At 40.6% G+C, this 22990-nt stretch carries 25 protein-coding genes and 1 riboswitch; of the genes, 16 read left to right on the forward strand and 9 right to left on the reverse strand.

The window, feature by feature from the left end; genetic code table 11:
• Nucleotides 1-23 precede the first annotated feature (23 nt).
• From JM83_RS06310 to JM83_RS06320, 3 genes are read left to right on the forward strand one after another with little or no spacing between them, the layout of a single operon-like run.
• On the forward strand, nt 24-1142 hold the full coding sequence (locus JM83_RS06310) for an NAD(P)/FAD-dependent oxidoreductase (RefSeq protein ID WP_144960422.1): 1119 nt from the start codon (nt 24-26) through the stop codon (nt 1140-1142).
• A gap of 23 nt (nt 1143-1165) precedes the next feature.
• The gene (mtgA, locus tag JM83_RS06315) at nt 1166-1837 is read left to right on the forward strand and encodes a monofunctional biosynthetic peptidoglycan transglycosylase (protein ID WP_144960425.1); all 672 of its coding nucleotides are present in this window, start codon (nt 1166-1168) and stop codon (nt 1835-1837) included.
• A 3-nt stretch (nt 1838-1840) separates the two neighbouring features.
• Entirely contained in the window at nt 1841-2284 is a 444-nt protein-coding gene (locus JM83_RS06320; RefSeq protein ID WP_144960427.1) for a GreA/GreB family elongation factor, read from the forward strand.
• On the opposite strand, the gene JM83_RS06325 is transcribed toward JM83_RS06320, so the two are convergent.
• The 6 genes from JM83_RS06325 to JM83_RS06350 form a co-directional block, all read right to left on the reverse strand.
• Nucleotides 2281-3252 (reverse strand): ABC transporter ATP-binding protein, encoded by a 972-nt coding sequence (locus JM83_RS06325; protein WP_144960429.1) that lies wholly within the window; start codon nt 3250-3252, stop codon nt 2281-2283. The genes JM83_RS06320 and JM83_RS06325 overlap by 4 nt on opposite strands.
• An 82-nt stretch (nt 3253-3334) precedes the next feature.
• On the reverse strand, nt 3335-5494 hold the full coding sequence (locus tag JM83_RS06330; protein ID WP_144960431.1) for a prolyl oligopeptidase family serine peptidase: 2160 nt from the start codon (nt 5492-5494) through the stop codon (nt 3335-3337).
• 69 nt (nt 5495-5563) lie between these two features.
• On the reverse strand, nt 5564-6568 hold the full coding sequence (locus JM83_RS06335) for an aspartate-semialdehyde dehydrogenase (RefSeq protein ID WP_144960432.1): 1005 nt from the start codon (nt 6566-6568) through the stop codon (nt 5564-5566).
• 205 nt (nt 6569-6773) lie between these two features.
• Complete coding sequence (mscL, locus tag JM83_RS06340; protein ID WP_144960434.1) at nt 6774-7199, reverse strand: large conductance mechanosensitive channel protein MscL; 426 nt, start codon at nt 7197-7199, stop codon at nt 6774-6776.
• Between the two features lie 58 nt (nt 7200-7257).
• Entirely contained in the window at nt 7258-8367 is a 1110-nt protein-coding gene (gene alr, locus JM83_RS06345) for an alanine racemase (protein WP_144960436.1), read from the reverse strand.
• Nucleotides 8367-9008, reverse strand: coding sequence for a thymidine kinase (locus JM83_RS06350; protein ID WP_144960438.1), 642 nt, complete (start codon nt 9006-9008; stop codon nt 8367-8369). Before JM83_RS06350 ends, alr begins: the two co-directional genes overlap by 1 nt.
• A gap of 201 nt (nt 9009-9209) precedes the next feature.
• On the opposite strand from JM83_RS06350, the gene JM83_RS06355 reads away from it, so the two are divergent.
• The 4 genes from JM83_RS06355 (at nt 9210) to recJ (ending at nt 13359) form a co-directional block, all read left to right on the forward strand.
• A complete protein-coding gene (locus JM83_RS06355) occupies nt 9210-9953 on the forward strand; it encodes a hypothetical protein (RefSeq protein ID WP_144960440.1) in 744 nt (247 codons plus the stop codon).
• Nucleotides 9954-10099: 146 nt separating this feature from the next.
• Nucleotides 10100-10771 carry a 16S rRNA (cytidine(1402)-2'-O)-methyltransferase gene (gene rsmI, locus JM83_RS06360; protein ID WP_144960442.1) on the forward strand — a complete coding sequence of 224 codons (672 nt, stop codon included), beginning with the start codon at nt 10100-10102 and terminating at the stop codon, nt 10769-10771.
• Nucleotides 10772-11353: a uracil-DNA glycosylase family protein gene (locus JM83_RS06365; RefSeq protein ID WP_144960444.1), complete on the forward strand. Its 582-nt coding sequence runs from the start codon at nt 10772-10774 to the stop codon at nt 11351-11353.
• Nucleotides 11354-11664: 311 nt separating this feature from the next.
• Nucleotides 11665-13359 carry a single-stranded-DNA-specific exonuclease RecJ gene (gene recJ / locus JM83_RS06370; protein ID WP_144960446.1) on the forward strand — a complete coding sequence of 565 codons (1695 nt, stop codon included), beginning with the start codon at nt 11665-11667 and terminating at the stop codon, nt 13357-13359.
• Between the two features lie 138 nt (nt 13360-13497).
• Here the strand turns inward: recJ and JM83_RS06375 are convergent, their stop codons facing one another.
• Together JM83_RS06375 and JM83_RS06380 are read right to left on the reverse strand one after the other, a co-directional pair.
• Complete coding sequence (locus tag JM83_RS06375; protein WP_144960447.1) at nt 13498-14253, reverse strand: UDP-2,3-diacylglucosamine diphosphatase; 756 nt, start codon at nt 14251-14253, stop codon at nt 13498-13500.
• A gap of 138 nt (nt 14254-14391) precedes the next feature.
• Entirely contained in the window at nt 14392-14844 is a 453-nt protein-coding gene (locus JM83_RS06380) for a 6-pyruvoyl trahydropterin synthase family protein (protein ID WP_144960449.1), read from the reverse strand.
• Between the two features lie 93 nt (nt 14845-14937).
• Nucleotides 14938-15039, forward strand: a riboswitch (TPP riboswitch).
• Between the two features lie 90 nt (nt 15040-15129).
• Here JM83_RS06380 and thiS point away from each other — a divergent pair.
• Genes thiS through JM83_RS06425 form a run of 9 tightly spaced genes read left to right on the forward strand, consistent with a single transcriptional unit; the run spans nt 15130 to nt 22856 of the window.
• On the forward strand, nt 15130-15333 hold the full coding sequence (thiS, locus tag JM83_RS06385; protein WP_144960452.1) for a sulfur carrier protein ThiS: 204 nt from the start codon (nt 15130-15132) through the stop codon (nt 15331-15333).
• Between the two features lie 50 nt (nt 15334-15383).
• Nucleotides 15384-17240, forward strand: a complete 1857-nt coding sequence (gene thiC / locus JM83_RS06390) for a phosphomethylpyrimidine synthase ThiC (RefSeq protein WP_144960454.1) — start codon at nt 15384-15386, stop codon at nt 17238-17240.
• A gap of 10 nt (nt 17241-17250) precedes the next feature.
• On the forward strand, nt 17251-17847 hold the full coding sequence (locus tag JM83_RS06395; protein ID WP_144960456.1) for a thiamine phosphate synthase: 597 nt from the start codon (nt 17251-17253) through the stop codon (nt 17845-17847).
• Nucleotides 17834-18595 (forward strand): hydroxymethylpyrimidine/phosphomethylpyrimidine kinase, encoded by a 762-nt coding sequence (locus JM83_RS06400; RefSeq protein ID WP_144960457.1) that lies wholly within the window; start codon nt 17834-17836, stop codon nt 18593-18595. Before JM83_RS06395 ends, JM83_RS06400 begins: the two co-directional genes overlap by 14 nt.
• Complete coding sequence (gene thiE / locus JM83_RS06405; RefSeq protein WP_144960459.1) at nt 18592-19212, forward strand: thiamine phosphate synthase; 621 nt, start codon at nt 18592-18594, stop codon at nt 19210-19212. The genes JM83_RS06400 and thiE overlap by 4 nt, the downstream gene beginning before the upstream one ends.
• An 11-nt stretch (nt 19213-19223) precedes the next feature.
• Nucleotides 19224-20003, forward strand: a complete 780-nt coding sequence (locus JM83_RS06410; protein WP_144960461.1) for a thiazole synthase — start codon at nt 19224-19226, stop codon at nt 20001-20003.
• Nucleotides 19996-21105 (forward strand): 2-iminoacetate synthase ThiH, encoded by a 1110-nt coding sequence (thiH, locus tag JM83_RS06415; protein ID WP_144960463.1) that lies wholly within the window; start codon nt 19996-19998, stop codon nt 21103-21105. The genes JM83_RS06410 and thiH overlap by 8 nt, the downstream gene beginning before the upstream one ends.
• 2 nt (nt 21106-21107) lie before the next feature.
• A complete protein-coding gene (gene moeB / locus JM83_RS06420; protein ID WP_144960465.1) occupies nt 21108-22163 on the forward strand; it encodes a HesA/MoeB/ThiF family protein in 1056 nt (351 codons plus the stop codon).
• Between the two features lie 45 nt (nt 22164-22208).
• Nucleotides 22209-22856, forward strand: coding sequence for a 2OG-Fe(II) oxygenase (locus JM83_RS06425; protein WP_144960467.1), 648 nt, complete (start codon nt 22209-22211; stop codon nt 22854-22856).
• Here the strand turns inward: JM83_RS06425 and JM83_RS19395 are convergent, their stop codons facing one another.
• Nucleotides 22857-22988, reverse strand: a complete 132-nt coding sequence (locus JM83_RS19395) for a hypothetical protein (protein WP_261376373.1) — start codon at nt 22986-22988, stop codon at nt 22857-22859.
• Nucleotides 22989-22990: the final 2 nt, after the last annotated feature.

Genomic DNA, 22990 nt, shown 5'->3' on the forward strand with positions numbered 1-22990 from the left:
AATTTCACCCCTAAATCCATCACATGAACTTATCCTACTGGGAGCATAAGTCTTGGCTGTCTAATATAGATCATACTATTATTGGGAGCGGAATTGTAGGTCTTAATACTGCTCTCAGATTAAGGGAAAAATTTCCAAAAACCAATATTCTAATTCTGGAACGTGGTTTCCTGCCAAATGGTGCAAGTACCAAGAATGCAGGATTTGCTTGTTTTGGGAGTCTTTCAGAAATGCTGGACGATCTAAATACACATTCAGAAGAAGAAGTGGTACAACTGGTTCAAAAAAGAGTAGATGGGTTGGCACTTTTGCGCAAGACTCTAGGAGATGGAACCATAGATTTTAATCGATGGGGAGGTTATGAACTTTTTACTCCCGAAGATAAAGCGCTATTGGAGGAGTGTGAATCTAAAATAGAATATGTAAATAAACTACTATTTCCAATTTTTAAAGAAAACGTTTTTAGCACCGGCCCCAATAAATTCAATTTTAAAAAGATCAAGGAAACGGTGATTTTTAACAAGTTTGAAGGCCAGATCAATACCGGAAAAATGATGGAAGCCTTGCTTAAAAAGGCTGCAAATACAGGAATCAAGATCTTGAATAATATAAGTGTTGAAGAGTTTTCAGAAGGAAATACTTCAGTAAAAATCAAGACCGATCAATTTGAATTCACTACAAAAAAGTTATTAATTGCAACCAACGGATTTGCCGTTCAGTTAGGTTTGGAATCGGTGAAACCGGCAAGAGCACAGGTCCTTATTACCAAACCGATTGAAAACCTTCAAATAAAAGGGACTTTTCACTTGCATAAGGGCTATTATTACTTCAGAAATATAGATAAGCGTATCTTGTTGGGCGGGGGAAGAAATCTGGATCTTAAAACAGAAGAAACAACCACGTTAGGTGAAACAGCACTTATTCAGGATAAATTAGAAGAGTTGCTAAAAGAAACTATCTTACCAAACATGGATTTTGAAATAGATAGGCGTTGGAGCGGGATCATGGGGGTAGGAACTCAAAAGAAACCTATCGTAAAACAACTTTCCGATAATACTTTTTGCGGAGTTAGGTTGGGAGGAATGGGTGTTGCCATTGGCAGTTTGGTGGGTAGGGAATTAGCAGATTTGATCACTCATTAAGGGAGTTGACTTTAAACTATTATATGAAGAAATTTTTCAGGTTCCTTTTAAAGCTAATCCTTGGTTTAATTGCCTTTAGCATTTTTATAGTGTTGCTTTATAAATGGGTGCCGGTTCCTGCTACGCCGCTTATGGTAATAAGATATTTTGAAAATCCTGAAGAACCCATTAAACACGATTGGGTTTCTTATAATGAAATCTCGGGATATTTACCTCTTGCGGTGCTTTCCAGTGAAGATCAGAATTTTTTGAATCATTCTGGTTTCGATATGAAAGCCATAGAAAAGGCCATTGAAAACAATAAAAACGGAAAGCGGGTTCGTGGTGCAAGTACGATCTCACAGCAAACGGCGAAAAATGTGTTTTTATGGCCTCACCGTAATTGGTTTAGGAAAGGAATGGAAGCATATTTCACCTTGCTTATAGAGACTTTGTGGAGCAAAGAACGCATAATGGAAGTATATTTAAACAGCATAGAAATGGGGAAAGGTGTATATGGAGCGGAAACCGCTTCCCAATATTGGTTTCAAAAACCTGCTTCAAAATTAACCACATACGAAGCTGCTGCCATTGCGGCGGTACTTCCAAATCCAAGGGTTTATAGAGCCAATCCCGCAAGCAGTTATATCGCGCAAAGAAAAACCTGGATCGTTGGGCAAATGCAGAATTATGGACCTTTCAGCATTAAAAATTAGTAAATGAAAGAGGAGCTATATAAAAAATGTGAAAGCTATTTAGAAGAAAAAATAGCAAGGATCTCCCATTCCATACAAGATCTGGAAGCGGCTTTAACCAATGAATCCAAGAGCAGCGCAGGGGATAAATATGAAACCAGCCGGGAAATGATCAATATCGAAATCCATAAGCTTTCCACTCAGCTGCAACAGTTTCAACAACTACAGGTTACTTTAGAAGTGGCAAAGCGAAGTGCAACTGCCGACACAGTAAAAATGGGAAGTTTGGTAAAAGCCACCAATGCTGTTTATTTTATATGTATTCCAATAGGGGAGGTAGAAATAGGCGATAAAAAAACATATGTAATTGGCGCTGGTTCTCCCATCGCGCAGGCTTTAATAGGTAAATCTGTAGGAGATCCTTTTAGCTTCAATGCAGTATCTGGAACAATCGTTTCTATTAATTAGTTTCGAGTCCTGGACGCTATCAGGTTTTTATCTATTGCAATATTCACGGTGTAACCTATTCCAATTTCTTCAGAATTTTCAAAATAAATAATCTGATTTTTTAAGGATGCTTTTATAAGGAAGTTCGATCCTTTAAAATAGGACGCTAAGACCTTAACTTTTATATCCGAAGTTTTTACCAGTCTTATTTCATGGGGGTATAATAAAATCATTTTTCGGCTTGTCTCTTTAGGAGAGATCGATCTTAACATCACTTCATTGATATCTCCAAAGAGAGCCGCAATGTACTTATTTGGTGGGTTATTATATAATTCCTGAGGAGTATCATTCGCGTAGATTTTCCCATTTTTAAGGACTATGGTTCTATCTGCAAAAGATAACGCATCGGTGCTGTCATGGGTTGCAATAATACAGGTAATCTTGTTCTCTTTTAAATAGGCAAACAGTTTCCGTCTAAGATTGTTTTTTCTAAAATGATCTATATGGCTAAAAGGTTCATCCAGTAATAATAGTTCCGGTGTGTTTGCCAAAGCTCTGGCCAAAGCCACTCGTTGTTGTTGTCCACCGCTAAGGTGTCCCGCTTTTACATGGGCAAGCTCTTTCATTTCCACAACTTCCAGAAGCCCCATTATGCGCTTCTTTTTCTTTCTGGGATATGCATTGCTTAGGTGTTTCCCAACATTTTCGACCACGCTGAGTGGTGGCATGAGGTCGAAATCCTGGGCTAAATATTTAATAAATGGCTCTCCGGGAACTAAATTATGATTTGGACCTTTCAATTTATTTCCTTTCCAGATCACAGATCCATCGGTATGATGAAGCCCGTAAATCAATTGAAGCAAGGTGCTTTTCCCACAACTGCTTTCCCCGATCAGTGAAACGTGATCTCCTTCAGCAATTTGTAATGAAATTTTCTTTAATACCGGTTTTTCATTGTAACCAAAAGAGATATTTTTTAGTTTCAACATATTTTAAATTCAGACTTTTTTAAAAAGTAAAGTCGGAAAAATAATTATTTCCGACTTTATTAAAATTATATAATTTTGAGATTTATCCTTTCACTTTGTCGCTTACCTTTTCAGGCAAAACTTCAAATCCCATGTTGTAAAGGGTAAATGAAAAGATATCGGCATATTCATCTATGATCATCGCAGTTGGTTTCCCGGCACCATGACCTGCTTTGGTTTCAATTCTAATAAGCACGGGATTGTTCCCGGCTTGTTTTTCTTGCAGTTCTGCCGCAAATTTAAAGGAATGCGCTGGTACTACACGATCATCATGATCTCCGGTAGTAACCATCGTTGCAGGATATTTTACCCCTTCTTTTACATTTTGAACGGGAGAATAGCCATATAGATACTCGAACATTTCCTTGTTATCTTCAGAAGTTCCATAATCATACGCCCATCCTGCTCCGGCAGTAAATGTGTGGTAACGCAACATATCCATCACCCCAACAGCAGGCAATGCTACCTTCATTAATTCCGGACGCTGCGTCATTGTAGCACCAACCAATAATCCTCCGTTGGAACCACCGCGAATTGCTAAGTAGTCACTAGAAGTATATTTCTCTTTTATCAGATATTCTGCTGCAGCTATAAAGTCGTCAAAAACATTTTGTTTTTTCAGCTTGATTCCTGCATCGTGCCACTCTTTTCCATATTCCCCACCTCCACGTAAACTAGGTACGGCATAAATACCACCCTGCTCCATCCAAACCGCATTTGCGATGCTAAAAGAAGGTGTTAAACTGATATTGAAGCCTCCATATCCATAAAGAATGGTCGGGTTCTTTCCGTTTAGCTCGATTCCTTTTTTATGGGTGATGATCATTGGAACTTTTGTACCGTCTTTAGAAGCAAAGAAAACCTGCTTGCTTTCGTACTCTTCAGGATTAAAATCTATAGTTGGCTTATTGTATAATTCTGAAGTCCCTTTCTTGATATCATATTTATAGATACTTCCCGGAGTCACATAATTGGTAAAAGAGTAATATAAGTGCTCTTTTTCCTTTTTTGTGCTAAAACCACCAACCGATCCTACCCCAGGCAAATCTACATCCCTGACCAATTTCCCTTTATAATCGTATTGTTTTACTTTGGAAACGGCATCTACCATATATTCTGTAAAGAAATAGCCACCACCCGTAGATGGAGTTAATACGTTTTCGGTTTCAGGGATAAAATCTTTCCAGTTATCGGAACTTGGATTGGAAGCATCTACCGTTACGATCTTTTTATTTGGTGCATCCATATTGGTTACAATAAATAATTTACTGCCATCATTCTCGATCACATACGTATCTGTATCTTCATTATCCAGTATGCTGACCAATTCTGGATTTGGTTTGGTGAGATCCATCATGAACAATTTACCACCGGAAGTAGAATTCCTAGCAGAAATGAATAAGTAATGGTCATCCTCGGTTACATAACCACCAATATATCTATGTTTCTGTTCGGGGGTTCCACCAAATACCAATTTATCCTCGCTTTGCTTGGTTCCTAGTTTATGATAAAAAAGCCTGTGCTGATCTGTCTTTGCTGAAAGCTCACTCCCTTTTGGTTTTTCGTAGCTGGAATAGTAAAAACCTTCGTTCCCTTTCCAAGAAATCCCGCTAAATTTAACATCTATCAGCGTGTCCTCAATTGCTTTTTTGGATTCCGTATCCATTAGGATTACTTTTCTCCAATCGCTACCTCCTTCAGAAATTGAATAAGCGGCCAGCATTCCATCTTTGGAAAAACTCAATCCCCCTAAAGACGTGGTCCCGTCTTTGCTGAATTTATTGGGATCCAAAAACACTTCGGCATCTCCATCATCTCCTTTTTTTCGATAAACTACATACTGATTTTGAAGCCCATCATTTTTATAGAAATAATCGTAATTCCCTTCAGTGTAAGGTGCTCCAAGTTTTTCGTAGTTCCAAAGCTCGGTCAATCGTTTATTGAGTTCTTTCCTGTATGGGATTTTAGCTAAATAATCGAAGGTAACCTTGTTTTCAGCCTTTACCCAATCTTCGGTTTCCTTGCTTCTGTCGTCCTCCAACCATCGATATGGGTCTTTTACTTCGGTTCCAAAATAATTGGTTACGGTATCTACCTTTTTGGTTTCTGGATATTTCAATACTTCTGCTTCGTCTTGTTGGGAATATACTTCACAAGGATAAAGGGCTCCAGCTGCGATAATTCCGATTAGTAGTTTTTTCATAATGATTCCAAGATGTTTTATGTGATATATGTAGCAAATAAGAACCCTAAGTTACATTTTTTCAATGATTTAGTTCACCGCGTATTTTACAAAACCTTTTTTCACTAGGTATTCTGCAATCTGAATGGCATTGGTAGCAGCTCCTTTACGTAAATTATCGGCTACCACCCACATATTTAAGGTTTTTGGTTGAGAATAATCCCTTCTTATTCTTCCTACAAATACATCATCTTTTCCTTCGGCATAAATCGGCATAGGATAGGTGTTGACCGATGGGTTGTCTTGTACGGTCACCCCAGGGAAATCACTTAGTAATTTGCGAACATCGTTTTCATCAAACTCAGCTTCAAATTCCACATTTATGGACTCGCTATGTCCACCTACTACAGGAATCCTGATTGCCGTTGCCGAAACCTGAATAGATTGATCTCCCAGAATCTTTTTGGTTTCGTTGGAAAGTTTCATTTCTTCTTTAGTGTAACCATTTTCAGTAAAAACATCGCAATGCGGGATCGCATTTCTATGGATAGGATAGGGATATGCCATTTCTCCTTTTGCATCCTGATATTCATTTTCCAATTGCTGTACAGCTTTTACACCAGTCCCTGTTATAGACTGATACGTAGAAACAACCACCCGCTTTATTTTATATGTATCATGCAATGGCTTTAACGCCATTAACATTTGGATAGTAGAGCAATTGGGATTTGCTATAATTAGATCTTCTGAAGAAATTTCTTCGGCATTGATCTCCGGAATAATTAATTTTTTTTCAGGATCCATTCTCCAGGCCGAAGAATTATCGATCACTATAGTTCCAACCGCAGCAAATTTTGGAGCCCATTGTAAAGAAGTATCCCCACCTGCTGAAAAGAGTGCAAGATCTGGTTTTAAGGCCACTGCCTCTTCCAGACCGATTACTTTAAACTCTTTATTATTGAATGTTATGCTATTTCCGATAGATTTTTGGGAAGCTACAGGGTATAATTCTGAAATTGGAAAATTTCGTTCTTCCAAAATTTTTAAGATTACTTGTCCTACCATTCCGGTTGCACCAACTACTGCTATTCTCATTTGATATTTTTTAAAAAGTTGAATTCTATAATTCTTTTGCAAATGTATTACACAAAAAAATATCCCGGGAATTTAAGCGGGTTAATTTGAAGGAAATAAATCAAATTGCACACATTTCTAATATTGGTTAAAAAAAGAACCCTCCACTTTGGTGAAGGGTTTAGGTTGGGAATATATAATGTAGCGGTGATCGAGCTAAATTTATTTAAGAATTTTGTTTTTTCAATTCATCCCTGATCTCAATAAGTAATTCTTCTTGAGAAGGTCCTTTTGGTGCTGGTGCAGCTTCCTCTTCTTTCTTCTTGGTCTTTTCGTAGGCCTTTAAAAATAGGAAGACGAAAAGTCCAACTAATATAAAATATATAATTGCCTGAATAAGGTTTCCATAGGTAAGAACAGCAGCTTCAGCTTCTTGAGCTGCTTCCAATGTGCCATATTTTTGACCATCCAAAGCGATAAATTTCTGAGTGAAATCTGTTCCACCTGTTAACACGCCTATTACAGGCATAAATATATCTGCAACCACAGAAGATATTACTTTGTTAAACGCAGCACCAATTACTACAGCAGTGGCTAGGGCAACAATATCCTTTTTTAGTAAAAAAGATTTAAAATCGGCGAAAAACGACATAAATGTTAGGGTTTTGGTTAGAAAGTGCAATTTACAGAAAAATTAAACAAGGGTGTTTTTATTCTTGAACGATCACTCGTTTTACCCTTTGTGAAATTCCCGTAATCAATTCATACGAAATCGTATTTCCTGAAGCAGCAAATTGCGTAGCATGATGAGGCCCACCAAAAACAATGACTTCATCACCTTCTTTACAGTCAATTCCAGTGATGTCTATCATAAGCATATCCATGCACACATTTCCAATGATGGGCGCATAGTTTCCGTTTATAAAAACTCCGCCCCTGCCGTTTCCATATTGCCTGTTAATGCCATCTGCATACCCAATTGGTAAAGTAGCGGACTTCATTTTTTCTGTTGCCGTAAAGGCCCTTTTATATCCTACGCTTTCTCCCGGTACAAGTTGATGGATTTGTGAAACAATCGTTTTTAAGGTGCCAATTGGCTTTAGGTGCTTATTGATGTTTTCATCATTTCCAAACCCATAAAGGCCAATTCCGCATCTAACCATGTCGAAAGCTGCTTCCGGATAATTTATTATTGCTGAGGTATTGCTTATATGAAGCAGCGGTCTATAATCCAGGTTTTGGAACGATCTGAATGCCATTTTCCTGAACTTGTCCAATTGTTGTAGTGTGAATTCACGTTCCTTCCAATCTTCACTTGCAGCGAGATGAGAGAAAATGGATTTCACTTTAACAGCATCCGATTTTGCCAGATATTCAAAAACAGTATTTAATTCTGGAGCTATAAATCCAAGCCTGTTAAGTCCTGTATTTAATTTTAAATGAATGGGATACTCGTTTTGTTCGAGCTTTTCAGCGGTTTTAATAAATGCCTTAAGAACAAATTCACTATAAATGCTGGGTTCCAGACATCTTTCGATAATTTCTTCAAAATTGATGGATTGCGGGTGCAGTACCAAAATAGGTGCTGTTATTCCTGCCTCCCTAAGAGCAACCCCTTCTTTGGTATAGGCGACCGCAAAATAACCAACCCCTAGTTCACTTAGTTTTTTAGCTATTTCAACAGATTCGCTTCCATATCCAAACGCCTTCACAACGGCCATTATTTTTGAGCCTTTGGCAAGTTTAGATCGTAGATAATTATAATTATGTTCCAGGGATTTTAGATTGATCTCCAGGGTAGTTTCATGTACTGGTGGCATTATGTAGCAGATTTTCCCGGGTCTATGGTTTCTGCATCTTTTACAGAATAGTGTTTTACTCGTTCTTTAAGCATCGCCTTAAAATAGGCAGCCCTGCTTAAAGGTTCGTATTCTTCATTTTCCCCCAAAAAAACCAAATCGTCATTGACTGCTTTTCTATAACTAAACTGGGCAAGGTTCCCAGTTCTTGTGCACACCGCATGAACCTTGGTAACATATTCGGCAGTTGCCATCAAACTAGGCATGGGTCCAAATGGGTTTCCTTTAAAATCCATGTCCAATCCGGCTACAATCACCCGAATTCCGTTATTTGCGAGATCATTGCAAACGGTCACTATTTCATCATCAAAAAATTGTGCCTCATCTATTCCTACCACATCGCAGCCATCGGCCAAAATGCGGATATTCGCCGCAGAGGGAACGGGAGTGGACCTAATTTCATTGGAATCATGAGACACCACCATTTCTTCATGGTAACGTTTATCTATGGCAGGTTTAAAGATCTCTACCTTTTGTTTTGCAAACGTGGCTCGTTTCAGTCGGCGGATCAGTTCTTCGGTTTTTCCGGAAAACATCGAGCCACAAATTACTTCTATCCAGCCAAATTGCTCCTTATGATTTACTGTATTTTCGAGAAACATTTTGTAATTTTCAGTGCAGTTTAGGATTTATACCTAATCGGCATAAAGTTGAAACAAATTTATTAAAAATACAACCTAGGTGGCCGTTGGTTAAAGTAAATTTGTAAACCAATTAATACTTATGGAAGCTAAGATAAATTAAACTTGGTAGCATTATTGCACTTTATAGTATCTATCTTCTAAATAAAAATAATACTTGTGATGAAAAAGAAATTGGAATTTGAATTAAAAAACCTTGCAACCAACATACTGGAAGCTCCTTCTGGGTCTTCTACCGCTAACTTAAAAAAGAAGGCGAAAAAGCTCTATGAAAAATTGACTATCCTAGCGTTTACTGAAGAAAACTTGTCTAAAATGGAAGAATCTTCTTCTGTAAAAATTAAAAGCAGTCAGCCGAAAAAGGAGAAAGAATCCGCTAAAGATGAGTATTTACCTGATGGTACAGAATACAATGACTCCGAAGCGATCACAGAACCCAATACCGAAAAAATAAAAGATATCGTTGCCCAAATGCCTCCGGAAACAGAGCATATGGATACTATGGTAGATAGCATAATTTCCAAAAGCAGTAACGGTAAGCTCCCTGAGAATTCATCGAATTTTAAAAAGAACGATTTTAGGGATATTGGAGTAGATTATGATAATCTTCCAAGTTTTGAATCTGTAAAAAATCAGGAAAAAGAAAAGCCAAGATCCCTAAACGACCGACTTAAAAAAGGAATCAACATCGGACTTAATGAGCGTTTATCTTTTATAAAGCATTTATTTGAAGGGCACACAAACGATTACAACCGGGTGATCTCGCAATTGAACACTTTCGATAACCTGGACGATGCACATAAATTTATTCAGCAAGTCGTAAAACCAGACTATAAAAACTGGGTTGGCAAAGAAGATTATGAAGAGCGATTTATGGCACTTGTAGAAAATAAATTCAATCACTAGATCTTTTCCAGAATCAGGAATCTCGGGGGAAATGAGTTATGTCCCTATAATTATCGGGAGAAAAAATACTTTTCAAATTTCGAGGTATTCCGATAACTATCGGGACGGGGAATTAAACCCTCAATGAGGGATCAAGGTTTTACTTTATGGCAAAATTATATTTAGTACCCACACCTATTGGTAATTTGGAAGATATTACTCTTAGGGCAATTCGTGTATTAAAGGAGGTAGATGTTATACTTGCAGAGGATACCCGCACTAGTGGGAAGTTGTTGAAGCATTTCGAAATTAAGACCCCAATGCAAAGCCACCATATGCACAATGAGCATAGAACGGTGGAAAACATTGTAAACCGAATTAAAAATGGGGAAACCTTTGCTCTGATAAGTGACGCAGGAACTCCTGCAATAAGCGATCCAGGTTTTTTGCTCACTCGCGCTTGTGTACAAGAAGGAGTGGAGGTAGATTGTTTGCCAGGTGCCACAGCTTTTGTTCCTGCTTTAGTGAACAGTGGGTTCCCCAATGACAAATTTGTTTTTGAAGGTTTCTTACCTCCAAAAAAAGGTCGACAAACCCGGTTTAAGATGTTGGCAGAAGAAACCAGAACCATTATATTTTACGAATCTCCTCATAAATTATTAAAAACCCTTGCTGGTTTTATGGAATATTTTGGGGAAGATAGATTGGTTTCCGTTTCTAGAGAGATTACCAAACTTCATGAAGAAACTATTAGGGGCACCGCCAAAGAAGTGTTGGAATATTATACCAATAAGCCCCCAAAAGGTGAAATTGTTATTGTGGTCAATGGGAAGGCATAAATGCAAAATCTATTAGACACCATAAGGAAGTGTGAAGTTTGTATAAATCATTTGCCAAAAGGCACTCGCCCTATTATCGAGGCTTCCAAAGATTCCAAGATATTATTGATTAGCCAGGCGCCGGGTAGGAGAGTGCACGAATCGGGGATTGCTTGGAACGATCAAAGCGGCAAGAAATTAAGGGAATGGCTTGGGGTAGATGAAGACACTTTTTACAACACCTCAAATTTCGCCATTCTCCCAATGGGATTTTGTTATCCGGGCAAAGCAAAGACAGGGGATATGCCACCTAGAAAAGAATGTGCTCCTCTTTGGCATGATCAGGTTTTTTCTGAACTGAATAGCTTGAAACTAATTCTATTGATAGGTTCCTATGCCTCTGCCTACTATTTGTCTGAGGAAAAATCCACTCTTACCGAAAAAGCGGCAGATTTTGAGAAGCATCTTCCTAAATTCTGGACTTTACCACACCCATCCCCTGTAAATAGGTTTTGGAGAATGAAAAACCCTTGGTTTGAAGAAACTGTGGTACCAAAGCTTCAGGAAAAAATTGCTTTAATTTTAGAAAAGCAGTTATTCTAAAAGCTAAAAGCACCTCTTGATTTCTTATTAAGGGTGTTTTTGAAATCTACGTTTAATGAATATTTTAGAATATGTCAGAACTAATTAATAACAATGATTAAGATGAAGTTAACCTGCCCAACCATGGCATTTAGGTGATCCTATTTAGAATATGCTTGTGATACTTTTTTAATTAGATCCATTTTAATAAATTACTTAAATTTCATGCTTCCCTGTTAACTGTAGTCAAATCTTTTTTCTTGTCTCTAACAGCAAAGCGGTCTTTAATCTTAAATAATACCTTTGTAAACAGCTTTCAATATTAAAAAAATATGCGCTGGACGCTTAAACCAAAACCTAATCGTGATACTGTAAGTAAGCTATCTTCACAGCTTGGGGTAGAAATTCCAATTGCCTCGTTGCTGGTGCAACGGGGGATAGAAACCTTTGAAGAAGCTAAAAAATTCTTTAGGCCTTCTTTGGAAGACCTGCATGATCCTTTTTTAATGAAGGATATGAAGCAAGCCATAGAGCGTATAGAGCGAGCCATAGCACGTGAAGAGAATATCATGGTTTTTGGGGATTATGATGTAGATGGAACCACCAGCGTTGCCTTGGTTTCTTCCTATTTAAAAACTTTTTACCCCAATGTGGTTTCTTATATCCCAGACAGATATGAGGAAGGTTATGGGGTTTCTTATATGGGAATCGATTTTGCGGCAGATAATGATATCTCCCTGATCATTGCTTTGGACTGCGGAATCAAGGCTATTGAAAAAGTGGCTTACGCTTCAAAGAAAAAAATAGACTTCATTATTTGCGATCACCACCGGCCGGGAGCAGAAATCCCAAAAGCTGTCGCAGTTTTGGATCCAAAAAGGGAAGATTGCGGTTATCCTTATAAAGAATTGTGTGGGTGCGGAGTGGGATTTAAATTGCTGCAAGCCTGGAACATTAAAAATGACGTTCCTTTAGATAATTTATTGCCCTATTTGGACCTGGTTGCAACGGCAATTGGAGCAGATATTGTTCCAATTACTGGTGAGAACAGGATCTTGGCCTATCATGGTTTGCATGTTATAAATGTTGCGCCCAGAGCTGGTTTTAAGGCGATTTTGGAGCAGGTAAAAAAAGAAACCCTAACAATAACCGATGTGGTTTTTATCCTGGCACCACGAATCAATGCGGCAGGGAGGATGAAACATGGGTTGCATGCTGTAAACCTTTTAGTAGAAGAAGACATAGAAAAGGCAAGGCAGTTCGCTTCAGAAATTGAAGCTTATAATTCAGAAAGGAGGGAAGCCGATAAAAGTATTACCGTTGAAGCCCTACAGCAAGTAGAAGACCTGGATGAAAAAGAGCGTTTTACAACCGTGGTCTATCAGGAAGATTGGCATAAAGGGGTAATAGGGATTGTAGCGAGTAGATTGATTGAAACCTATTACCGCCCTACCTTGGTGTTCACCAAAAGTGGCGATAAACTAGCGGCCTCGGCTAGATCTGTGAAAGGGTTCGATGTGTACAATGCCTTGGAAGCTTGTACAGATCATATCGAGCAATTTGGCGGACATATGTATGCCGCAGGACTGACTTTAGCTGAATATCAGTATGAAGATTTCAAGAGAAAATTTGAAGAAGTGGTATCTGGAAGTATCGAAAAATATATGCTAACCCCTGAAATATCTATAGATGCTGAAATAAAATTAGCAGACATCACCCCAAAATTTCATAGGATATTGAAGCAATTTGCACCCCATGGCCCGGGAAATATGTCGCCGGTATTCTTAAGTACCAATCTAAAAGATACTGGATACGGAAAATGTGTTGGGGGAGACGATCTTCATTTAAAATGCACTATTAAACAAGAAAACAATCAGAGTCAGATAGGAGCTATCGGTTTTAATTTAGGACCTAAAAAAGAGCTGATCACAAATTCACAATCTTTTGATGCTGTGTATTCCATAGATGAGAATGAGTGGAACGGGAATGTGAGTTTGCAGTTAAAACTGAAGGATATTAAGGTTTAAATGACTTCTCGACTCCGCTTGGAGTGACAAATGGTACTTGTCACATTCCGCGAAGCTTCGGGATGTCGAAATGTGAGTTTTCTATAAGAACTTTCGGCAAGCTCAGGGTGATGAATCCTAAAGACAATAAAATTTACTTTAATCTAGCTTTTTAAGTTTCAATTCTTCCCCATCAAAAACCCCAAAAGTGTAATGTGAGATCCAGTCTCCCAGGTTGATATATTTAGAAGTCCCGTTGAGGTCTATTTCCATTGGTAGGTGCCTATGCCCAAACACAAAATAATCATAATGTTTGGTCTCCAATTTTTTTCTGGAATATTGAATAAGCCACTCCTTCTCTTCCCCTAAAAATTTTTGATCTTCCACACCAGAGATCATTTTATTTTTTACCGATAAATGTTTTGCTAAAGGCACACCAATATCTGGATGTAACCATCTATAAAGCCATTTAGAGACTGGGTTGGTAAAGACCTTTTTCATACGTTTATAGCCTAGATCATCTGGACCTAACCCATCCCCATGACCTATCAGGAATTTTTTTGTGTTGAATTCGAATTCCTTTGCTTCGTGAAACACGGGGATATTGAGTTCTTTCTCAAAATAATCGTGCATCCAGAGATCGTGATTTCCCACAAAGAAATAGATAGGGATCCCACTATCCCTAATTTCGGCAAGTTTGCCCAGAGTACGTACAAAACCTTTTGGGACCACATGTTTATATTCGAACCAGAAATCGAAAAGATCTCCCAATAAGAAAATTGCGGCAGCATCTTCCTTGATCTCGTCCAGCCACTTTACGAACTTTGCTTCCCTAGGTTTGCTTTCTTCTTGAGTAGGTGCACCTAAATGATTATCGCTTGAAAAGTATATTTTTTTGCCTTCAGGAATGTTCATGTTTCGGGTTTGGACGTGTAAATATAACTAATTTAGGAAAGAAGCTGGATTACTGCGCAAGGGATGGCAGCGGCATCCCCCGATTTTTATCGGGGATAGAGCGTACAGCCCGACCTTGCTTTTTCGCAAGGTTGCGCCCTAAGAATTATCACTGGCAAACCACTCGGCAAATGAGGTGCCTGTTTCCTGTAGTTTAAGGGAGAACAACTTGATTTGTGGTGGCAACCGATTCTTGATCTTATCGGCAAAGTCCAGCACCATATTTTCGCTGGTTGGCTGATAACCTACGAGGATCACATTATGATCCCTGCTCTCCAATTCTTTAGCTAATTGGATATGTGGAGTGTTCTTGTTGAAAACCGTAGCATGATCGAATTTATCCACGATCTCCGATTTCACGATCTTTTTAAGGTCGGTAAAATCTATCACCATCCCATATTTTACGTTGGAAGTATCTGTTATGGGTGATCCAATAACGGTCACGCTCAGCTTATAACTATGGCCGTGCACATTCTTGCATTTCCCGTCGTAGCCATAAAGTGCGTGCCCGGTTTCAAAAGAAAATTGTTTGGTGATCCTAATCTTGTTCATAACTACAATTTGCTGCAAAGGTATTAATTAAGCGGGCAAAAAAAGATTCTGTTTTTTTATTTTTATTCTAAAAAATTTCTTTTAAGTTTGAAAGGTAAACTTTAGGGGTGCTGGTTTTTTTTTAATCCGGCTGAGATAAAACCCGTTGAACCTGATCCGGTTAATACCAGCGAAGGGAAAAGTGTTTCTACTATTTAAATCAATATCCACTTTTGGGAGTTTTGGTTTTAATTACTTTTTCTTAGGGAATCCCCCTGTTGTTTACAGCTATTAAATATCGAAATAATGATAACTGTAAACGTAAACAACACCGCCCATACCTGTAATTCACATTCCAGCCTGCAGGATCTGTTGGCTCAGCTTGATATTTCCCAAAATGGGATTGCTGTAGCCGTAAACAATCAAATTATTTCTAAAACGGAATGGGGCCGGCACGAATTGGCCGAAGGTGAAAAGGTGCTCATTATCAAAGCAACCCAGGGAGGATAGGTTTTAAAGTTTCTACGGAAGGAAATTATAAATCAATAAACTAAGTAAGTATGAAAAAGAAACAGACCCCAAATGAGCAAGCCATTAGTCGCGCCCCTTTCCCTAATTCAGAAAAGGTCTATGTAAGCGGAAAAATCTACCCGGAAATCAAAGTTCCCATGCGCAGGATAAACCTTAGCGATACGACTGATAATTTCAATGGGAAAGTGACAAAAAATGACCCTGTCCTGGTGTACGATACCAGTGGTGTCTACACCGATCCCGCTGTAGATATTGACGTTAAAAGAGGCCTGGAACCCATTCGGAAAAACTGGATTATAGGCCGTAATGATGTGGAGCAGCTGGAAGGACTTTCTTCGGCTTACGGAAGGGAAAGGGAAAGCGATCCCCAACTGGACGAATTGCGGTTCAAAAGAAACCGGAAACCTTTAAAAGCACTGCCGGGCAGGAATGTCACCCAAATGCATTATGCCCGAAAAGGGATCATCACGCCCGAGATGGAATATATAGCTATCCGGGAGAACCAAAAGCTGGAGGAAGTCAACGAAATTGCGGCACAGCACCCCGGCCACAGTTACGGGGCAAGTATCCCAAAAGTTATTACCCCGGAATTTGTAAGGGACGAAGTAGCCCGCGGAAGGGCCATTATCCCTTCCAATATCAACCATCCCGAGAATGAACCTATGATTATTGGCCGTAATTTCCTGGTAAAGATCAATGCCAATATCGGAAATTCTGCCGTTTCATCTTCTATTGAGGAAGAAGTGGAAAAGGCCGTGTGGGCCTGCCGTTGGGGAGCCGATACTATTATGGACCTTTCTACCGGGAAAAGCATCCACGAAACCCGGGAATGGATCCTTAGAAACTCCCCCGTACCTATTGGGACAGTGCCTATTTACCAGGCTTTGGAGAAAGTAAACGGCAAAGCCGAAAACCTTACCTGGGAAATCTTCAGGGATACCCTGATCGAGCAGGCCGAGCAGGGGGTGGATTATTTTACCATTCACGCCGGGGTGCGCCTGCGCTACGTGCCGCATACCGCCAAACGCCTCACCGGGATTGTTTCCCGCGGAGGTTCCATTATGGCCAAATGGTGCCTGGCGCATCATAAAGAAAGTTTTTTATACACGCATTTTGAGGAGATATGTGAAATTATGAAGGCCTATGATGTTTCATTTTCGCTGGGAGATGGCTTGCGCCCGGGAAGTATTGCCGATGCCAATGACTATGCGCAATTTGCCGAACTTGAGACTTTGGGCGAGCTCACCAAAATTGCTTGGAAACACGATGTACAGTGTATTATCGAAGGCCCAGGGCATATTCCCATGCACATGATCAAAGAAAATATGGACAGGCAACTGGAAGTATGTGGCGAAGCCCCTTTTTATACGCTGGGACCGCTTACTACCGATATTGCCCCCGGCTACGACCATATTACCAGCGGCATTGGCGCGGCTATGATTGGCTGGTTCGGCTGTGCGATGCTGTGTTATGTGACCCCCAAGGAACATCTGGGACTGCCCAATCGCGATGATGTAAAAGAAGGGGTTATTACCTACAAGATCGCTGCCCACGCGGCCGATCTGGCCAAAGGACATCCGGGAGCACAACACCGTGACAATGCGATGAGCAAGGCCCGCTTCGAGTTCCGCTGGGAAGATCAGTTCAACCTGGCACTGGATCCCGATACGGCCCGGTCTTACCACGATGAAACGCTACCTTCAGAAAATGCCAAAATCGCCCATTTCTGTTCTATGTGCGGGCCCAATTTCTGCTCGATGAAAATCACGCAGGACGTTCGTAATTACGCACAGGAGCACGGGCTGGATACCGAGGAAGCCATTGAAGAGGGCATGAAGAAAAAATCGGAAGAATTTAAAGATAAAGGAAGCCAAGTGTATCTGTAACATCTCAATTATGCTCATTCTCCTTACTTCGGAAAAAAGCAATAATGTTGAAAAAGAGCAGCTCATTCAATTTTTTGAAAACGGGCTGCAGCTTTTGCACGTGCGCAAACCTGAAATAAAGGAGAAAGAGCTAAAGGCCTGGCTGGCCCAATTTGAAGCGGAACAACAAAAAAAAATGGTGCTGCACCAACATCATCATTTAGCTGAAGCTTTTCTTCTGAAGGGGGTTCATCTAAAGGAAAGTTTCCGAAGAAACCTGAAGGATGTACCTGAATATATAAAGCAGTTCAATATAAAAGGATGTACGGTAAGTGCCTCTTTTCACGATCCTAAAGAAGTGTCCACAGAAACTTCTTTGTTTGACTATGTATTTTTAAGCCCCCTGTTTTCTTCTATTTCCAAAAGCGGTTATAAAGGCAGGGGCTATAATGTGGAAGCATTGCAGCAAAAAATAGTTGCTTTAGGCGGAATTGAGGCAGAAAATATTTCAAAGGCAAAGGAATTGGGCTATGCCGGGGTAGCAGTATTGGGAGCCGTTTGGCTGAAGAAAAACAAGCCGAAGGCTTTTGTTGAAATCTATAACGAATATCAAAATGTATACAACTAAAAGGCCATTTGTATTGAGCATAGCCGGGTTCGATCCGTCTGCCGGGGCTGGTTTTCTGGCCGATGTTAAAACCTTAGAGACTTTGGGATGCTACGGGCTCGCAATTAACACGGCCAATACCATTCAGCATGATGTGACTTTTCAAGCCTGCCATTGGATCCCGAAGGACTTGATTTTTCAGCAACTGGAGATGCTACTAGATCGGTTTTCTGTGAAAGTGGTGAAAATTGGCATTATTGAGAACCTTTCAATTTTGAACAAAGTGATCGATAAACTCTTGAACAGAAATAAAAATATCAGGGTCATTTGGGACCCGGTATTGAAATCCACCAGCGGATATGCCTTTCAGGGCCCGCAAGAATTTCAGGAGCACTTGGATGAGGTGCTGGAGAAGGTGTTTCTGGTCACCCCGAATTTTGAAGAGATAAAAATGTTCTACCCTGGGTTCGATTTGGAAGAGAAAATTGGCGCGATAAGAATGAAGACAAACCTTTATCTAAAAGGCAGGCATCGCACGGAAGCACCGGGACTGGATGAATTGTTTACCACAGGAGGCAATTATTTTTCACTGGCCCCCGGCAGAAATGATTGTACCGAAAAACACGGGAGCGGTTGCATAGTATCCTCGGCACTTGCCGCATATTTGGTATTTGGCTTTTCCCTTCCGGAAGCTGCTGAAAAAGCCAAATCTTATACTGAAAGAGTATTGGCATCAAACACAACCCTACTAGGATACCACCACCTATGATCTCAAAGCTACATTATATTTCGCAGGGGAATACTCCTGAAGAACATTTGAAAAACATTCACAGGATGTGTTCTGCAGGGGCCAACTGGATCCAGCTACGGCTCAAAAACGAGTCTTTTGGCACTATGCTAAAAACCGCAGAAACGGCAAAGAAAATTTGCGATAGTTTTCAGGCAAAACTGGTCATTAACGATTTTCCGGAAGTGGCAAAACAGGTAGGCGCCCACGGCGTGCATCTGGGAAAAGAAGATAGCTGCCCTTTGGAGGCCAGGAAAGCCCTTGGAGCAAATAAGATCATCGGGGGGACGGCAAACACACTGGAAGATTGCCAGGTCCTACTCCAAAAAAAGGTGGACTATATCGGGCTGGGGCCGTTTCGGTTTACCACCACAAAGAATAATTTGAGCCCGGTGCTGGGAGTGGAAGGTTATCGGGAACTTTTAGAAAAGCTGGCGAAAAACGGAAGTTTGGTTCCTGTGATCGCAATTGGCGGGATAACGCCAGCCGATATCCCGCTGCTGGCACAGTGCGGGGTGCACGGGGTGGCCATTTCGGGCTGGCTTACTTCCGGCAGGCAGCCTGAAAAAATGTTTCAGGAGATCTTTAATCAATTTTAAAAAAAACAATTATGAACAAGACAGATCAATTAGTAATAGCAGGAAAGACATTTTCCTCCCGCCTGTTCACGGGAACAGGAAAATTCAGCTCTTCAGAAATAATGCTTCGGGCAATACTTGCTTCCGAGAGTGAACTGGTGACCGTCGCGTTAAAACGGGTGGAGCCGGGAAATGATGAGGATGAAATGCTTTCAAAATTGCACCATCCGCGTATAAATTTATTGCCCAACACTTACGGGGTACGTGACGCCAGGGAAGCCGTGTTTGCAGCCCAAATGGCCAGGGAGGCCCTGGGAACAAACTGGGTAAAAGTAGAAATACATCCCGATCCCAAATATTTGCTCCCCGATCCTGTGGAGACGTTAAAAGCCTGTGAGGAACTGGTAAAACAGGGGTTTGTGGTGATGCCCTACATTCACGCCGACACTGTTTTGTGCAAACGGCTGGAAGAGGTGGGCGCACAGTGCGTTATGCCGTTGGGCGCACCAATAGGAAGTAACAAAGGGCTCAAAACGCTGGATTTTTTAGAGATCATCATGGAGCAAAGCAACGTGCCGGTTATTATAGATGCGGGAATTGGGAGCCCCTCGCACGCTGCACAGGCTATGGAAATGGGAGCTGATGCCGTGCTGGTAAATACGGCAATTGCAGTTTCGCCCAAGCCGGTGAAAATCGCCAAGGCCTTTAAAATGGCGGTGGAAGCCGGAAGAATGGCTTTTAACGCGCAACTTGCTCCCCAAAAGCAACAGGCAGAAGCCAGTAGCCCGCTAACCAAATTTTTATATGACTAGTTTCAAGCATACTTTAGCAGCGTATTCTTGGGAGGAAGTTTTACAAAGCATCTCCTCCAAGACAGAAGCCGATGTTCGGCTTGCTTTACAAAAACAGAAGCGGAGCCTGGAAGATTTTAAAGCCTTTATCTCTCCTGCCGCCCGCCCTTTTCTGGAAGAAATGGCGCAGCAGAGCAGGGCCATCACCAAAAAGCGGTTTGGGAATACCATGCAAATGTACGCGCCGCTTTATTTGAGCAATGAGTGCCAGAATATTTGTACTTATTGCGGGTTTAGTATGACCAATAAAATTCCGCGTAAAACTTTGACCGATGCAGAAATAATAAGGGAAGCCGAATTTTTAAAAGCAAAGGGGTACGAGCATATTTTACTGGTAACAGGAGAGGCAAACAGAACGGTGGGGATAGATTATATGTGCAATGCGGTGCAGCTTTTAAAGGAATATTTTTCCAATATTTCCATTGAAATCCAGCCGCTGAACCAGGATGAGTATGAGAAACTGATTGAAAAAGGGCTTTATGCCACCCTGGTCTATCAGGAAACTTATCACCGGGAAACTTACAAGCTCCATCATCCCAGGGGGAAAAAGTCAAATTTCGATTACCGCCTGGAAACAGCCGACAGATTGGGAAGGGCGGGAATCCACAAAATTGGGATAGGCGCGCTGTTTGGACTGGAAGACTGGCGGGCCGATAGTTTTTTTACGGCTTTGCACCTTAAGCACCTTCAAAAGGCCTACTGGAAGACCAAATATTCTATTTCTTTTCCGCGGTTACGCCCCTTTAGCGGCGGGCTCGAACCTAAGATTGAGATGACCGATCCCGATTTGCTGCAGGTGATCTGTGCGTATAGATTGCTGGATGAAGAGGTGGAATTGTCCATTTCCACCCGGGAAAGGGAAATTTTTCGGGATCATATTGTGCATTTGGGAATTACATCGATGAGTGCAGAATCCAAAACCAATCCTGGGGGCTATGTGGTAGCGCCCGAATCTTTGGAGCAATTTGAAATTTCTGATGAGCGAAGTACGGAAATTATCACACAAATGCTCTCCAAAAATGGAATTGAACCGGTGTGGAAAGACTGGGAAAAAAGCTGGTAAAAATGTTGACAACCAATGAAAAGCAACGCTGCCTTCGGCATATCCTTCTGGAAGAAATAGGGGAAGAAGGGCAGTTAAAACTAAAAAAAGCCAAAGTCCTGGTCATTGGCGCCGGCGGTCTGGGATGTCCTGTTTTACAATATCTGGCCGCTGCCGGAGTAGGAAAAATCGGGATTATAGACGATGATATAGTTGATATTTCCAATTTACAGCGACAGGTACTTTTTTCAGAAAAAAATGTGGGACAATCCAAAGTGCTGGCGGCCAGAAACCGCCTGCAGGAAATGAATTCCTCTATTGAAATCGTGACTTATAATGAACGGTTGAAAGCAGAAAATGCAGAAGAACTGTTTTCCCGGTATGACCTCATTGTAGAGGGCAGCGACAATTTTACCACGAAATATCTGGCCAATGATGCGGCGGTCCTTACGGGGAAACCTTTGGTTTTTGGTGCTATTTTTAAGTTTGAGGGTCAGGTTTCGGTTTTAAATTACCATAATGGACCAACCTATAGGTGCCTTTTTCCTGAACCTGGTGCTCCCGAAGAAATGCCCAATTGCGGCGAAGCAGGTGTGCTGGGAATCTTACCGGGAATTATAGGAAGCCTGCAGGCCAATGAAGTGCTAAAGATCGTATTGGGAATTGGGGAGGTGCTTTCGGGAAAGCTGCTTCTGTTCAATGCACTTGAAATGGAAACACAAATCCTTCCATTTTTAAAAAATCCTGATGTGGCCATAGATAAACTCGAAGAATTTGATTTTTCCTGCAAAACCACCAACCTGGCCTCACTGTCCTATCGGGAATATCAGGCAAATCCCGATGATTATACTTTGCTGGACGTGCGTACTTCAGCAGAAAGGGCTGCTTTTGATATGGGTGGTTTTCACATCCCCCTTTCCGAATTAAATACCTGCTTTCAGGAATTGGAGGCTGAAGATAATTTTTTGGTTTATTGCGCTTCGGGAAAACGGAGTGCAACGGCCATTTCGATACTGCAGAAAATTTTTCCGCAGAAAATTTTTTACAATTTAGAAGGAGGTCTTCACAAAATTTCTTAAGCAAACCGGAAATATGTAAATTCACCGGATCATTAAACCGTGAAGATGTTGGAAGCTGAATTATTTGAGCAGTTGGAGTTTCAAGAAAATCCCCTTTATGAGCGTATAATTAAAGATTTGGTTGAAAAGCAATACAGCATTGTGGACAACTTTTTTGATCTTGAAGAAGTTAGTAAGTTGCGAACCAACCTATTGCGGGAGTACGAAGAGGATAATTTTAAAAAAGCTGCAATTGGAAATAGGATAAATGAGGTAATAGAAAAATCTGTTCGTGGAGATTTTATTCTTTGGCTTAATGAGGCTGATGCGGGGGAAAATGAGAAGATCTTTTTTGATAAGATCAATCCGTTTATTTCCTATTTGAACACCACTTGTTTTTTGGGCATCCTATTTAAGGAGTTTCATTATGCTTTATATCCAAAAGGCACTTTTTATAAAAGGCATCTGGATACTTTCCAGAATGATGATAGGCGCAAGCTTTCCTTGGTTTGCTATTTAAATGCTGAAGATTGGAAACCCGAAAATGGCGGGGAATTAGTGATCTATAGGGATATAGAGGGTGCAGAAAACCCAATAACTATTTATCCGTTTCCCGGAAGAGTGGTGGTTTTTGAAAGTCAGATTCTAGAGCACGAGGTAAAACCGGTAAACACCATGAGATTGAGCATTACGGGCTGGTTAAAAACGCGTTAGTTATTTTTTGAATTTCTTGTAAAGAACCAGCACAATTAGAGCAACCGCCACGATAATCCAAAAACCCATTCCGCTTAAAAAACTCAATATATCGTAAGTTTCTTCGCTTACGGGCACATCATTCTGAGTCATTT

This window comes from Gillisia sp. Hel_I_86 (assembly GCF_007827275.1).
Lineage (GTDB): Bacteria > Bacteroidota > Bacteroidia > Flavobacteriales > Flavobacteriaceae > Gillisia.

Bases quoted from the DNA above. Each gene is read 5' to 3' on its own strand.
- mtgA (WP_144960425.1), top strand. From the start codon at position 1,166: ATGAAGAAATTTTTCAGGTTCCTTTTAAAGCTAATCCTTGGTTTAATT.
- thiE (WP_144960459.1), top strand. From the start codon at position 18,592: ATGATCTCAAAGCTACATTATATTTCGCAGGGGAATACTCCTGAAGAA.
- JM83_RS06330 (WP_144960431.1), bottom strand. From the start codon at position 5,494: ATGAAAAAACTACTAATCGGAATTATCGCAGCTGGAGCCCTTTATCCT.
- thiH (WP_144960463.1), top strand. From the start codon at position 19,996: ATGACTAGTTTCAAGCATACTTTAGCAGCGTATTCTTGGGAGGAAGTT.
- JM83_RS06425 (WP_144960467.1), top strand. From the start codon at position 22,209: ATGTTGGAAGCTGAATTATTTGAGCAGTTGGAGTTTCAAGAAAATCCC.
- alr (WP_144960436.1), bottom strand. From the start codon at position 8,367: ATGCCACCAGTACATGAAACTACCCTGGAGATCAATCTAAAATCCCTG.
- JM83_RS06380 (WP_144960449.1), bottom strand. From the start codon at position 14,844: ATGAACAAGATTAGGATCACCAAACAATTTTCTTTTGAAACCGGGCAC.
- moeB (WP_144960465.1), top strand. From the start codon at position 21,108: ATGTTGACAACCAATGAAAAGCAACGCTGCCTTCGGCATATCCTTCTG.
- JM83_RS06375 (WP_144960447.1), bottom strand. From the start codon at position 14,253: ATGAACATTCCTGAAGGCAAAAAAATATACTTTTCAAGCGATAATCAT.
- recJ (WP_144960446.1), top strand. From the start codon at position 11,665: ATGCGCTGGACGCTTAAACCAAAACCTAATCGTGATACTGTAAGTAAG.
- thiC (WP_144960454.1), top strand. From the start codon at position 15,384: ATGAAAAAGAAACAGACCCCAAATGAGCAAGCCATTAGTCGCGCCCCT.
- JM83_RS06335 (WP_144960432.1), bottom strand. From the start codon at position 6,568: ATGAGAATAGCAGTAGTTGGTGCAACCGGAATGGTAGGACAAGTAATC.
- JM83_RS06410 (WP_144960461.1), top strand. From the start codon at position 19,224: ATGAACAAGACAGATCAATTAGTAATAGCAGGAAAGACATTTTCCTCC.
- JM83_RS06320 (WP_144960427.1), top strand. From the start codon at position 1,841: ATGAAAGAGGAGCTATATAAAAAATGTGAAAGCTATTTAGAAGAAAAA.
- thiS (WP_144960452.1), top strand. From the start codon at position 15,130: ATGATAACTGTAAACGTAAACAACACCGCCCATACCTGTAATTCACAT.
- JM83_RS19395 (WP_261376373.1), bottom strand. From the start codon at position 22,988: ATGACTCAGAATGATGTGCCCGTAAGCGAAGAAACTTACGATATATTG.
- JM83_RS06310 (WP_144960422.1), top strand. From the start codon at position 24: ATGAACTTATCCTACTGGGAGCATAAGTCTTGGCTGTCTAATATAGAT.
- JM83_RS06325 (WP_144960429.1), bottom strand. From the start codon at position 3,252: ATGTTGAAACTAAAAAATATCTCTTTTGGTTACAATGAAAAACCGGTA.
- rsmI (WP_144960442.1), top strand. From the start codon at position 10,100: ATGGCAAAATTATATTTAGTACCCACACCTATTGGTAATTTGGAAGAT.
- mscL (WP_144960434.1), bottom strand. From the start codon at position 7,199: ATGTCGTTTTTCGCCGATTTTAAATCTTTTTTACTAAAAAAGGATATT.
- JM83_RS06350 (WP_144960438.1), bottom strand. From the start codon at position 9,008: ATGTTTCTCGAAAATACAGTAAATCATAAGGAGCAATTTGGCTGGATA.
- JM83_RS06365 (WP_144960444.1), top strand. From the start codon at position 10,772: ATGCAAAATCTATTAGACACCATAAGGAAGTGTGAAGTTTGTATAAAT.
- JM83_RS06400 (WP_144960457.1), top strand. From the start codon at position 17,834: ATGTATACAACTAAAAGGCCATTTGTATTGAGCATAGCCGGGTTCGAT.
- JM83_RS06395 (WP_144960456.1), top strand. From the start codon at position 17,251: ATGCTCATTCTCCTTACTTCGGAAAAAAGCAATAATGTTGAAAAAGAG.
- JM83_RS06355 (WP_144960440.1), top strand. From the start codon at position 9,210: ATGAAAAAGAAATTGGAATTTGAATTAAAAAACCTTGCAACCAACATA.